The sequence below is a fragment of the Micromonospora matsumotoense genome, from assembly GCF_900091525.1.
Classification (GTDB): domain Bacteria; phylum Actinomycetota; class Actinomycetes; order Mycobacteriales; family Micromonosporaceae; genus Micromonospora; species Micromonospora matsumotoensis.
In genome coordinates this window covers 50,238-62,559 of the sequence record NZ_FMCU01000007.1, presented here as the reverse complement: position 1 = coordinate 62,559, position 12,322 = coordinate 50,238, and the positions used below count along the sequence as shown (strand labels likewise).

Here is a 12,322-nt window from a genome sequence, read left to right as displayed (position 1 = left end):
TCGACGGGCCGCCGGACGGGGACGCCCACCTCCTACCGTCCGAGTTTCATGTCACACCGCGCAAGTTTGCAGTGCCTGCATCTTTGTTCCTAGGCTCCGGGGCATGACCATCGACGAGGGGCTCGGGCGACGGGACCGCAAGAAGCGGCAGACCCGCGCCGCGTTGGCCGCCGCCGCGCTGCGCCTGGTCGCCGAGCGGGGGTTGGACCAGGTCACGGTCGAGGAGATCAGCGAGGCGGCGGACGTCTCCGCGCGGACCTTCTTCAACTACTTCGCCACCAAGGACGACGCCCTGACCGGCGACACCGAGGGGGACCGGGAACGGGTGCTGCGGGCGCTGGACACCGTGCCGGCGCAGGTGCCGGCACTGCGGGCGATCCGGTTGGCCCTGGCCGGGGTGATCGACGAGGTGGAGGGCGATGCGGCGTTGTGGCTGCTGCGGATGCAGGTGGTGATGCAGCACCCGGTGCTGCTGGCCCGGCTGGTCTCCGGCAACGCGGCGACCGAACAGGCCATGGTCGAGGCGCTCGCGGCGCGTACCGGCCACTCGTGCGACGACGGCTATCCGGCCCTCGTGGTGGCGGTCACCGGCGCCGCGTTGCGGACCGCCATGGTCCGCTGGGCCACCGGCGGTGGAGCCCGCCCCCTGGCCGAACTGCTCGACGAGGCGTTCGCCGCCGTCGCCGCCGGGCTGCCCGACCCCCGTACCGGCGGGGTCGTCGACCCCACCACCGACCCGCCCGGCGCGACCGCGTCGGGCGGGCAGCGCACACCTGTGAGGAAACGTCCATGACCGCAACTGCCGCACCGACCGATCCGCCCGGGGCGGGTGCCGGCCGAATGTCCCACCGGGAGGTCCTCCAGGCCCTCTCCGGCCTGATGGTGGGCATGTTCGTGGCGATCCTCGCCTCGACGGTGGTGGCGAACGCGCTGCCGCGCATCATCGCCGAGCTCAACGGCAGCCAGACCGTCTACACCTGGATCGTCACCACCGAGCTGCTGGCGATGACCGCCACCGTCCCGCTCTGGGGCAAGATGGCCGACCTCTACAGCAAGAAGCTGCTCATCCAGCTCTCGCTCGGCCTGTTCGTGGTCGGCTCGCTGATCGCCGGGCTCGCCCGCACCGTGGAGATCCTGCTGGTCAGCCGGGTCGTGCAGGGCATCGGCGCCGGCGGGATGACCGCCCTGGCGCTGATCGTGATGGCGGCCATGATCCCGCCCCGTGAGCTGGGCCGGTACGCCGGCATCTTCGGCGCGGTGTTCGGCGTCGGCACCATCGCCGGCCCGCTGATCGGCGGGGTCCTGGTCGACACCTCCTGGCTGGGCTGGCGCTGGTGCTTCCTGATCGGCGTGCCGTTCAGCCTGCTCTCGATCGCCCTGCTGCAACGCACCCTGCACCTGCCGGAGGTCCGTCGCAAGGCGCGGATCGACTGGTGGGGCGCGGTGCTGATCACCGCAGGCGTGTCCACCCTGCTGGTCTGGTCCTCGCTGGCCGGGCACCGGTTCGCCTGGGCCTCGGGCTGGACCGCACTGATGGTCGTCGGCGGGCTGGCGCTGCTGGCCCTGGCGGTGTGGGTCGAGTCGAGGGTCCCCGAGCCGATCATCCCGTTGCGGATCTTCCGCAGCCGTACCGTCACGCTGACCACGGTCGCCAGCGTGCTGGTCGGGGTGGCCCTCTTCGGCGGCACGGTCTTCCTGTCGCAGTACTTCCAGACCTCGCTCGGCAAGTCGCCGACCGTCGCCGGCCTGATGAGCCTGCCGATGATCCTCGGCCTGCTGGTCTCCTCCACCGTCGCCGGCCAGCTCATCACCCGGTACGGCCGGTGGAAGGCCTACCTGGTGGCCGGGGCGGCCGTGATGACCGTCGGCATGCTGCTGCTGAGCACCATCGACGCCGACACCGGCGTGCCGCTGCTCTCGCTCTACATGGCGGTGCTCGGCACCGGCGTGGGCATGCTCATGCAGAACCTGGTCCTCGCCGCGCAGAACGACGTGCCCGCCCACGAGTTGGGCGCGGCCACCTCGGTGCTGACCTTCTTCCGCAGCATGGGCGGCGCGATCGGGGTCAGCGTTCTCGGCGCGGTGCTGGCCAACCGGGTCACCGGGCTGCTGACCGAGCGGCTCGGCCCGGCCGCCGGTGCCACCGGCGGCGGCACCACCGAGGTGCCCGACCTCTCCGCGCTGCCCGCCCCGGTCCTGGCGGTCGTGCGGGACGCGTACGCCACCGCCACCTCGGAGCTGTTCCTCATCGGCGCCCCGATCGCCTTCCTCGCCCTGGTCGCGGTCGTGTTCATCCGGGAGAAGCCGCTGCACGAGGTCAGCGGCGACGAGCGCGCCGAGCAGGAGGCGGCGGCCCTGACCGCGATGCACTGATGTCGACACGACGGTCCCGGGCACGGCCTCCGGTCCGGGACCGTCGTCGTCGACCAGCGGGGGACCATCGGGTCCGGGGAGCCACCCGTGGTCGATCGTGACTGAACTCGACAGCCCCGTGCTGCGGTGTCGTCGGGAGTGGATCTCCGGTGCCGGGGACTAGGTGGTTTCTACCGATGCGAGCCTGATGAGCACCTTGGCAGGATCGGCTCCATGAGCGAATCAGCGAACGACAGTAAGTCCGGTAGGAGGAGGTTGATGTCGCTGGGTGTTCGAGCCAGGACGGCCCTCGCGGTGCTGGTGGCCGGCGTGCTGCTCGCCCCGGCGGTGCCGGCGACGGCAGCGCCACCGGCCGAAGGGCCGCCGACAGCAGGGGCGGCGGCGGGGCCCGCCCGGTCGACACTGGTCAGCCCCTGCCAGTTGCCCACGCCGGTGACCGGGTGGCAGCACGAGGGACCGACCAACTACGCCACCTGGCTGCCGCCGAGCGGCACCGTCCGGGGCATCGTGCTGTTCGTGGACTTCACCAACGCGGCCCCGGTCAGCGGGGAGCGGGCCGGCCGGACCAGCACGTTCGGCGCCGCCCCGAACGTCTTCACCCAGGCCTCGTACGGTGCGCTGAACCTCCAGTTGACCTTCGACACCACGTGGCGGCACATCCCGCAGACCCACGGCAGCTTCGCCGGCTACCAATCGAACTTCTTCACCCAGCGGTCGTACCTGGCCGCCGCGGTGGCCGCCGCGGACTCCGCGATCGACTTCAGCCTCTACCAGATCGTCTACGTGGTGCCGCCGAAGTCCGCGACGACCTTCGACATATCGCCGGCGTGGGTCGCGGCCCCCGGTGACGGAGTGACCGCCGACGGGGCCGAACTGCGCCATGCCGTCACCTTCGGTCAGGACGTCGACTACTGGGGCTACAAGATCCTCAACCACGAGACCGGGCACCTCTTCGGGCTGCCGGACCTCTACTCGTACAACTCGGCCGACAGCATCCACCGGGCGGTGGGCGGCTGGGACCTGATGGGCCTCATCTCCGCCCGGGCTCCCGACCTGTTCGCCTGGCACAAGTGGAAGGCGGGATGGCTCACCGACTCCCAGATCGACTGCCGGACCACGACGGGGAGCGCGTCGGCGGTCCTGACCCCCCTGGGTACGACCGGTGGCACCAAGGCGGTGGTCGTCCACACCGGCGGGAACACCGCCGTGGTGGTGGAGAACCGGCAGATCAGCGGGCTCGACGTGTCGTCGGGTTGCTTCCAGCCCGGAGTGCTGGTCTACCGGGTGACCACCTCGGTGTTCAGCGGGGGTGCCTCGCCCGGCGGGAGCGTTCCCCCCATCGGCGGGCCCTTCCCGGTCGAGGTGGTCGACCGTACCCCCGGCTCGGATGTCACCAGTTGTGGCACGGACGAGAAGGCGCTGGTCAACGCCACCCTCACCGCGATCGGCCACACCGTCACCTACGGCGGGGTGACCGTGCAACTGACCGCCACCCCCGGGAACAACCGTGAGGTCTCCGTCACCGTCGTCTGATCCGCGGGCGACGCCGGTGGCGTCGTGGGGGTGCCCCCGCCCGACCGGGCGGGGGCACCCCTGTCCGCGTCGGCGGCGGGCTTTGCGGGGCCGCGCGGTGACTGTCGGTGTACGGCGTGCGGGACCGCACGACCTCCGCGCGGAGGTCTCCGCGCGGCGGGTTCAGTGGCTTCCCCGGGCGGCGCTATCGTGGACCGGCCTGATCTCGTGACCCATGATCCGATCCGGGGGGACGCCACGCATGGGCGATTCGTTCGCGCATCTGCACGTGCACACCGAGTACTCGATGCTCGACGGGGCGGCCCGGCTGAAGGACCTCTTCGCCGAGGCCAACCGGCTGGGGATGCCGGCGGTGGCGATCACCGACCACGGCAACATGCACGGCGCGAACGACTTCTACAAGTCTGCGATGGCGGCCGGGATCACCCCCATCCTCGGCGTCGAGGCGTACGTGGCGCCGGAGTCGCGCTATCACAAGGCGCGGGTCAAGTGGGGTCGGCCGGAGCAGAAGAGCGACGACATCTCCGGTAACGGCGCGATCACCCACAAGACCATGTGGGCGCGCAACGCGCAGGGCCTGAAGAACCTGTTCACCCTCAACTCGCGCGCGTCCATGGAGGGGCACTACGTCAAGTGGCCCCGGATGGACATGGAGCTGATCGCCGAGCACGCCGAGGGGATCATGGCGACCACCGGCTGCCCGTCCGGCGCGGTGCAGACCCGGCTGCGACTCGGCCAGTTCGACGAGGCGCTCAAGGTCGCCGCCGCCTACCAGGACATCTTCGGCAAGGAGAACTACTTCCTGGAGATCATGGACCACGGGCTCTCCATCGAGCAGCGGGTCCGGGAAGATCTCATCACGATCGCCCGCAAGCTGGACATCCCGCCGGTGGTCACCAACGACTCGCACTACACCCACGAGGCGCAGGCCGAGGCGCACGACGTGCTGCTCTGCGTGCAGACCGGCAGCAACGTCGCCGACCCCAACCGGTTCCGGTTCGAGGGCGGCGGCTACTTCGTCAAGTCCGCCGACCAGATGCGCGCGGTCGACTCCTCGGAGTTCTGGCAGCAGGGCTGCCGCAACACCCTGCTGGTCGCCGAGAAGGTCGACCCGAGCGGGATGTTCGAGTTCCACAACCTGATGCCGCGCTTCCCGGTGCCCGAGGGGGAGACCGAGGAGTCGTGGTTCCGCAAGGAGACCTTCAAGGGGTTGGCCCGCCGCTACCCCGGGGGCATCCCCGAGGGCCACGTGGTGCAGGCCGAGTACGAGCTGGGCGTCATCAACCAGATGGGCTTCCCGTCGTACTTCCTGGTGGTCGCCGACTTCATCCAGTGGGCCAAGAACCAGGGCATCGCGGTCGGTCCGGGCCGTGGCTCGGCCGCCGGCTCGCTGGTCGCGTACGCGCTGGGCATCACCGACCTGGACCCGATCCCGCACGGCCTGATCTTCGAGCGGTTCCTCAACCCCGAGCGGGTCTCGATGCCGGATGTCGACATCGACTTCGACGAGCGTCGGCGCGGTGAGGTGATCAAGTACGTCACCGACAAGTGGGGTGAGGACAAGGTCGCCCAGATCGCCACCTTCGGCACGATCAAGGCGAAGGCCGCGATCAAGGACTCGGCCCGGGTCCTCGGCTTCCCCTACGCGGTCGGCGACCGGATCACCAAGGCGATGCCCCCCGCCGTGATGGGCAAGGACATCCCGCTCACCGGCATCTTCGACCCCAAGCACCCCCGGTACGCCGAGGCCGGCGAGATCCGCGGCCTCTACGAGTCCGACCCGGACGTCCGCAAGGTGATCGACACCGCCAAGGGCATCGAGGGGCTGATCCGGCAGACCGGCGTGCACGCCGCCGGGGTGATCATGTCGGCCGAGCCGATCATCGAGCACATCCCGCTGACCCGCCGGGACGCCGACGGGGCGATCATCACCCAGTTCGACTACCCGACCTGCGAGTCGCTCGGGTTGTTGAAGATGGACTTCCTCGGCCTGCGCAACCTGACGATCATCGACGACGCGGTGAAGAACATCCAGCTCAACCACGGTCGGGAACTCGACCTGCTGGGCCTGGAGCTGGACGACAAGCCCGCCTACGAGCTGCTCGCCCGGGGCGACACCCTCGGGGTGTTCCAGCTCGACGGTGGGCCGATGCGCTCGCTGCTGCGGCTGATGAAGCCGGACAACTTCGAGGACATCTCCGCCGTGCTGGCGCTCTACCGGCCGGGCCCGATGGGCGTCGACTCGCACACCAACTACGCGCTGCGCAAGAACGGCCTCCAGGAGATCACCCCGATCCACCCGGAGCTGGAGGAACCGCTGCGGGAGATCCTGGCGCCCACCCACGGCCTGATCGTCTACCAGGAGCAGGTGCAGCGCGCCGCGCAGATCCTCGCCGGCTACACCCTCGGCCAGGCGGACCTGCTGCGCCGGGCGATGGGCAAGAAGAAGAAGGAGATCCTCGACAAGGAGTTCATCCCGTTCCGGGACGGCTGCCGCGAGCGCGGCTACTCCGACGCCGCGATCCAGGCGGTCTGGGACGTCCTGGTGCCGTTCGCCGGGTACGCCTTCAACAAGGCCCACTCCGCGGCGTACGGCCTGGTGTCGTACTGGACGGCGTTCCTCAAGGCGCACTACCCGGCCGAGTACATGGCGGCGCTGCTCACCTCCGTCGGTGACGACAAGGACAAGATGGCGCTCTACCTGTCGGAGTGCCGCCGGATGCGGATCCAGGTGCTGCCGCCGGACGTGAACACCTCCGCCGGCCCGTTCACCCCGGTCGGCAAGGACATCCGGTTCGGCCTGGCCGCGGTCCGTAACGTCGGCGCGAACGTGGTCGCGGCGATCATGCGGTGCCGCGAGGAGAAGGGCGAGTACGCCGACTTCTACGACTTCCTGTCCAAGGTCGACGCGGTGGTCTGCAACAAGAAGACCATCGAATCGCTGATCAAGGCGGGCGCCTTCGACTCGCTCGACCACACCCGCAAGGGCCTGCTCGCCGTGCACGCCGACGCCATCGACGCCTTCGCCGACGTCAAGCGCAAGGAGGCCGTCGGCCAGTACGACCTGTTCGGGGCGGGCTTCGGTGACGCCGACACCGGCAGCACCACCGTGATGCCGGTCATCGGCGACGCGGAGTGGGACAAGCGGGACAAGCTCGCCTTCGAACGCGAGATGCTCGGCCTCTACGTCTCCGACCATCCGCTGTTCGGGCTGGAACACGTCCTCGGCGCGGCGGCCGACACCACCATCGCCGCGCTCTCCGAGGAGGGCACCGTGCCCGACGGGGCGGTGGTCACCCTGGCCGGCATCCTCTCCGGCGTGCAGCGCCGGGTCACCAAGCAGGGCCGGGCCTGGGCCTCGGCCGCGTTGGAGGACCTGGCGGGTGGGGTGGAGACGCTGTTCTTCCCGAACACCTACGAGGTGATCGGCCAGTACATCGCCGAGGACGCGATCGTGGTGGTCAAGGGCCGGGTGGACCGGCGCGACGACACCCCGCGGATCATGGCGATGGACATGTCCATGCCGGATGTCAGCAGCACCCCCGGCAGCAAGCCGGTGACGCTGACCATCCCGGTGCACCGCTGCACGCCGCCGCTGGTGGAACGGCTCAAGGAGACCCTGGTGCTGCACCCGGGCGACACCGAGGTGCACGTCAAGCTGCTCAACGGCGGCAAGGTGACCACCCTGCGCCTCGGGCCGTTCCGGGTGGCCGCCACCACCGCGCTGATGGGCGACCTGAAGAGCGTCCTCGGCCCCGCCAACGTGAGCTGACCGACCCGCCGGGCGGGTGGTCACCCCGCCCGGGGGTCGTCACCCCGTTCGGCGGATGGTCATTTGCCGCCGGTCACGATTCCCGGGTTGATGCACAGCCCCGGGGTGCTGCCGTTCTTCTCCGCGATCTCCAGGCAGCGGGACACCTTGTCGACCTTGGCGTTGGTCTCGGTGATCTGCCGCTGGATGTCGGCGTTCTTGCGGTCCTGTTCGAGGTTGCGGGTCTGGGCGAGCTTGTCCTGGAACGCCTTGATGTTGCCCTCGGTCTTGTCGTCGTGGTTGACCCGGGTGATGGTGACGGACAGGATGTCGACGTCGCCGGAGAGCCGGCCCTCGGCGTTGCCCCGGATGCCCTCGGAGAACGGCTTGAGGTCGACGTTCAGGTTGCCCGTCCGGGCGTCGATCTTCTCCAGCGGGTTGTAGGTGGCGAAGGCGTCGTTGACCGCGCTGTCCAGCTGCACCCCCACCCGCTGGCCCCGGAAGCTCTCGAAGTCGCCCTTGTAGTCCATGAACTGCTTCGGCGCGTTCTCGGGCTTGACCTGCCACTCGATCAGCACCTCCACGCAGGCGTCGGCGAGGGTGCCGGTGCGGACCCGGACACACTGGTCGCCGCCGATGTGGTCGTACTTCTGCCGGCCGGCGTCCCACTCGCCGACCTTCTGCCAGGGGGCGACCCACTTGAGGCCGGAGCCGGTGACCTCGCCGGTCGGCTTGTTGAAGCTGGTGACGATGCCGACCGAGCGGATCGGCACGGAGTGCGCGCTCGACCCCACGCCGAAGAGCAGCATCCCGGCGAGGCAGCCGAGCGCGACCAGCGCGGAGACGCGCTTGACGCCCTGATTGTGGGCGATGAGCAGCACCGCACCGGCGATCGCCAGCCCGATGGCGAAAATGACGGCGAACGTGAAGCCGACCGGCATGGAGGATCACCCTTCCGGGTTCGTCACAATGTTGATCTTCAACCTAGGGCACCCTGTCAAGCTCTCGGCCGGACACCGGTCGGGCTCGCCGCGGCCCTGACCGCCGCCGCCCTGCCACCCGCCGGCCGGCAGGGCGCCAGGCCGGGTGCCCCTGCCCCGGTGGCCTGGCCTGGGGCACCCGGCCAGGCCACCGGGGCCGGATTGGCGCTGACGCCCACGCCGGGGGAGTGGTTAGCGTCGGTGGCATGGAGCTGGAACAGGCGCGCAAGCTGTGGCAGCCGGAGCCTGGCTGGTTGAACACCGCGAGCTACGGGCTGCCACCCCAGCCGGTCTGGACGGCGGTGCAGGACGCGCTGGCCGACTGGCGGGTGGGGCGTACCTCGTGGGAGGTGTGGGAGGAGGCGACCGGGCGGTCCCGGGAGGCCTTCGCCGGGCTGGTCGGGGTGCCGGTGACGGACGTCGCGGTGGCCAGCACCGTGTCGCAGCTGCTCGCGCCGATCGCCGCCGCCCTGCCCGCCGGGGCCACCGTGGTCGTCCCGGAGGTCGAGTTCACCTCCAACCTGTTCCCGTGGCTGGTGCAGCAGGAACGGGGGGTGCGGGTGCGCACCGTGCCGTTGGCCGGTCTGCGGGACGCGATCGACGCCGGCACCGACCTGGTGGCGTTCAGCCTGGTGCAGTCCGCCGACGGGGCCGTCGCCCCGTACGCCGAGATCGTGGCCGCCGCCCGTGCACACGACGCGCTGGTGGTGGTGGACGCCACCCAGGCGTGCGGGTGGCTGCCGTTCGACGGGTCGCTGGCCGACGCGGTCGCGGTGGGGACGTACAAGTGGCTGGTGTCGCCGCGCGGCGCGGCACTGGCCTATCTGAGGCCGGCGCTACGGGAGCGGATGCGCCCCGACGCCGCCGGCTGGTATGCCGGCAAGGACCCGCACGCCACCTACTACGGTCCGCCGCTGCGGTTGGCCGACGACGCCCGCCGGTTCGACATCTCCCCGGCCTGGTTCAGCTGGGTGGGCACCGCGCCGGCCCTGGAGCTGGTCGCCGCGCTCGACCCGGCGGTGATCGGGGCGTACGACGTGGCGTTGGCGAACCGCTTCCTGGCCGGGCTGGGCCGACCGCCGGGCAGCAGCGCGATCGTCGCGGTGGAGGTGCCCGACGCGCGGCAGCGGCTGGCGCGGGCCGGGGTCCGGGCGGCGGTGCGGGCCGGGCAGATCCGGGTCGCGTTCCACCTCTACACCACCGAGGCGGACGTGGACCTGGCACTGGAGGCGCTCACCGGCTGAGCGACGCAGATAATCCACCGACGGCGCATCCGAACCGGGCCGTCCGGGCGAACCCCCTGGTAGTGGTGAGCTACCCGGGAGGTGCGTCTGGTGTTGACCGATCCGATGCCGGTCGAGGTCGTCGAGACGGCCCACAAGCGGCTCTCGGCCGCCGCCGAGGACCTCGACGCGAACCTGGTCGCCGCGCTGGTGCTGGAGTTCGCCGCCGACGCCGGGGTGGCGGCGGTCTGGGAGGGGCTCTGCGTGCCGCTGCTGGCCGGGCTGCGCGGGCGCGACGCCGCTGAGATCGCCGTCGAGCACGCCCTGTCCGAGGGCATCCGGATCGGGCTGGACGTGCACCGGCGTGATCCCGTCCGGCAGTGGCGCGCCGACGGCGTGCTGCTCGCCGGCGCCGAGCACGAGGCGCACTGCCTGGGCCTGCACGCGGTGGCTGCCGCCCTGCGCGAGCAGGGCCGGGGCTGCCTGCATCTCGGGCCGGCCCTGCCCTGGGTGGCGCTGCGGTCCGCCGTGCTGCGGGCCCGCCCGCGGATCGTGGTGGCCTGGTCGCAGACGCCGGTCACCGGCCGCGCGTACCGGCTGGTCCGCTTCGGCCGCGACTTCCCGGGGGTACGCGTGTACGCTGCCGGGCCGGGGTGGATCGAGTCCTTACCGCCCCCGTCGACCCGGCTGACCAGCTTCTCCGCCGCCCTGGCCGCGTGCGGCGTGCCGGTCTGAGTGGTGGTGTCCCGCTCGATCGGGCGTGACCCGCACCACAAACGATACGAACCGGTGCCGTATCGAAACCCGATCCTCGTAGGGTGAGTGCTGTTACGAGTCTGCCTCGTCTCGTATTGCGCGGACGGGCGAACCGGGGGGAGCACCACCACAATGCAACCGCACGAGAACACCGGGCATCCGAGACGATGGGCGATCCTCGGTGTGCTGGTGATCAGCCTGCTCGTCGTCGTCCTCGACAACACCATCCTCAACGTCGCCCTGCGTACCCTGGCCGACCCGGTGCACGGGCTCGGGGCCAGCCAGGGCGAGCTGGAATGGGCGATCAACTCCTACACCCTCGTCTTCGCCGGCCTGCTGTTCACCTTCGGGGTGCTCGGCGACCGGGCCGGCCGCCGCCGGTTCCTGCTCATCGGCCTGGTCCTGTTCGGCCTGTCGTCCCTGCTGTCGGCGTACGCGCAGAGCCCCGGCCAGCTGATCGCGGCCCGTGCGTTGATGGGCATCGGCGGCGCGGCCATCATGCCGGTGACCCTGTCGATCATCTCCAACGTCTTCGACCCCCGGGAACGGGGCCGCGCGATCGGCGTCTGGGCCGGCGCGGTCGGCCTGGCGGTGGCGATCGGCCCGATCCTCGGCGGCGCGCTGCTGGAGCACTTCTGGTGGGGTTCGGTATTCCTGATCAACGTGCCGGTGGTAGTGCTCGGCGTGCTGCTGGTCGCCCTGCTGGTGCCCGAGTCCCGGGACCCCCGGCCGGGCCGGGTCGACGTGCTCGGCGTGCTGCTCTCGGTCGTCGGGCTGGTCGCGCTGACCTACGGCATCATCGACGGCGGCGAGCACGGCTTCGGCCGGCCGACGGTCTGGGCCGCCATCCTGGGCGGAGTGGCGGTGCTGGCCTGGTTCGTGGTGCACGAGCGGCGCAGCGACCACCCGTCGCTGGACGTCCGACTGTTCCGGGTGCCCCGGTTCGCCGCGCCGGTGGCGATCGTCGGCCTGGTCTTCTTCGCCGCGATGGGCGTGATGTTCTTCAGCTCCTTCTACATGCAGCTGGTCCGGGGCTACAGCCCGCTGGAGACCGGCCTGTTCTTCCTGCCGTTCGCCGGGGCCCAGCTGGTCTTCGCGCCGCGCAGCGCCGCGATGGTGCGCCGGTACGGCGGCCGGGCGGTCGCCACGGTCGGCCTGGTGCTGACCTCCGTGGCGCTGGCCGCGTTCGCCTTCATCGACGTCGACACGCCGATCTGGGTGGTGCTGGTGGCCTTCTTCCTCCAGGGCGTCGGGATGGCGAACATCATGCCCCCGGCCACCGAATCGATCATGTCGGCGCTGCCCCGGGAGAAGGCGGGCGTCGGCTCGGCGGTGAGCAACACGGTCCGTCAGGTGGCCGGCGCGCTGGGCGTCGCGATCCTCGGCTCGGTGCTCTCCGCGGTCTACCGGCAGGACATCGCCGCCACCGTCGACGGCCTGCCCGCCCCGGCCCGGGAGGCGGCCACCGAGTCGGTCTCCGGGGCGTACGCGGCGGCGGCACAGCTCGGCCCGGCGGCGCCGAAGCTGATCGCGGCGGCCAACGACGCCTTCGTCTCGGCCATGCACTGGGCGGCGGCGATCTCCGCGGTGGTGGCCGCCCTCGGCATCCTCATCGTGCTGCGCTGGATGCCGGGCCGGCCCGCCACCGCCACCGCCGACACGCCGGTGGCGGAACGGGAATTGGCCGGAACCACGTAGGTTCGCAG

8 protein-coding genes are annotated in these 12,322 nt (G+C 71.0%); 7 read left to right on the top strand and 1 reads right to left on the bottom strand.

The window, feature by feature from the left end:
• The first annotated feature begins 103 nt into the window (after positions 1-103).
• The 4 genes from GA0070216_RS36120 (at position 104) to dnaE (ending at position 7,678) form a co-directional block, all read left to right on the top strand.
• Positions 104-793: an acyl-CoA-like ligand-binding transcription factor gene (locus tag GA0070216_RS36120; RefSeq protein ID WP_091246401.1), complete on the top strand. Its 690-nt coding sequence runs from the start codon at positions 104-106 to the stop codon at positions 791-793.
• Positions 790-2,373: an MDR family MFS transporter gene (locus tag GA0070216_RS15865; protein ID WP_091246399.1), complete on the top strand. Its 1,584-nt coding sequence runs from the start codon at positions 790-792 to the stop codon at positions 2,371-2,373. The genes GA0070216_RS36120 and GA0070216_RS15865 overlap by 4 nt, the downstream gene beginning before the upstream one ends.
• Before the next feature lie 258 nt (positions 2,374-2,631).
• Positions 2,632-3,906 (top strand): metallopeptidase domain-containing protein, encoded by a 1,275-nt coding sequence (locus tag GA0070216_RS15860; RefSeq protein WP_176738984.1) that lies wholly within the window; start codon positions 2,632-2,634, stop codon positions 3,904-3,906.
• 241 nt (positions 3,907-4,147) lie between these two features.
• The gene (gene dnaE / locus GA0070216_RS15855) at positions 4,148-7,678 is read left to right on the top strand and encodes a DNA polymerase III subunit alpha (RefSeq protein ID WP_091246394.1); all 3,531 of its coding nucleotides are present in this window, start codon (positions 4,148-4,150) and stop codon (positions 7,676-7,678) included.
• Positions 7,679-7,737: 59 nt separating this feature from the next.
• Here dnaE and GA0070216_RS15850 read toward each other — a convergent pair whose 3' ends face one another.
• Complete coding sequence (locus GA0070216_RS15850) at positions 7,738-8,598, bottom strand: SPFH domain-containing protein (protein WP_091246392.1); 861 nt, start codon at positions 8,596-8,598, stop codon at positions 7,738-7,740.
• 245 nt (positions 8,599-8,843) lie between these two features.
• Between GA0070216_RS15850 and GA0070216_RS15845 the strand changes: the two genes are divergently transcribed.
• From GA0070216_RS15845 to GA0070216_RS15835, 3 genes are all read left to right on the top strand, one after another.
• Positions 8,844-9,881, top strand: a complete 1,038-nt coding sequence (locus tag GA0070216_RS15845) for an aminotransferase class V-fold PLP-dependent enzyme (protein ID WP_091246390.1) — start codon at positions 8,844-8,846, stop codon at positions 9,879-9,881.
• Positions 9,882-9,971: 90 nt separating this feature from the next.
• A complete protein-coding gene (locus tag GA0070216_RS15840) occupies positions 9,972-10,595 on the top strand; it encodes a transcriptional regulator (protein WP_245722531.1) in 624 nt (207 codons plus the stop codon).
• A gap of 153 nt (positions 10,596-10,748) precedes the next feature.
• A complete protein-coding gene (locus tag GA0070216_RS15835; protein ID WP_091246387.1) occupies positions 10,749-12,314 on the top strand; it encodes an MFS transporter in 1,566 nt (521 codons plus the stop codon).
• Positions 12,315-12,322: the final 8 nt, after the last annotated feature.

Bases quoted from the DNA above. Each gene is read 5' to 3' on its own strand.
- GA0070216_RS36120 (WP_091246401.1), top strand. From the start codon at position 104: ATGACCATCGACGAGGGGCTCGGGCGACGGGACCGCAAGAAGCGGCAG.
- GA0070216_RS15865 (WP_091246399.1), top strand. From the start codon at position 790: ATGACCGCAACTGCCGCACCGACCGATCCGCCCGGGGCGGGTGCCGGC.
- GA0070216_RS15860 (WP_176738984.1), top strand. From the start codon at position 2,632: ATGTCGCTGGGTGTTCGAGCCAGGACGGCCCTCGCGGTGCTGGTGGCC.
- dnaE (WP_091246394.1), top strand. From the start codon at position 4,148: ATGGGCGATTCGTTCGCGCATCTGCACGTGCACACCGAGTACTCGATG.
- GA0070216_RS15850 (WP_091246392.1), bottom strand. From the start codon at position 8,598: ATGCCGGTCGGCTTCACGTTCGCCGTCATTTTCGCCATCGGGCTGGCG.
- GA0070216_RS15845 (WP_091246390.1), top strand. From the start codon at position 8,844: ATGGAGCTGGAACAGGCGCGCAAGCTGTGGCAGCCGGAGCCTGGCTGG.
- GA0070216_RS15835 (WP_091246387.1), top strand. From the start codon at position 10,749: ATGCAACCGCACGAGAACACCGGGCATCCGAGACGATGGGCGATCCTC.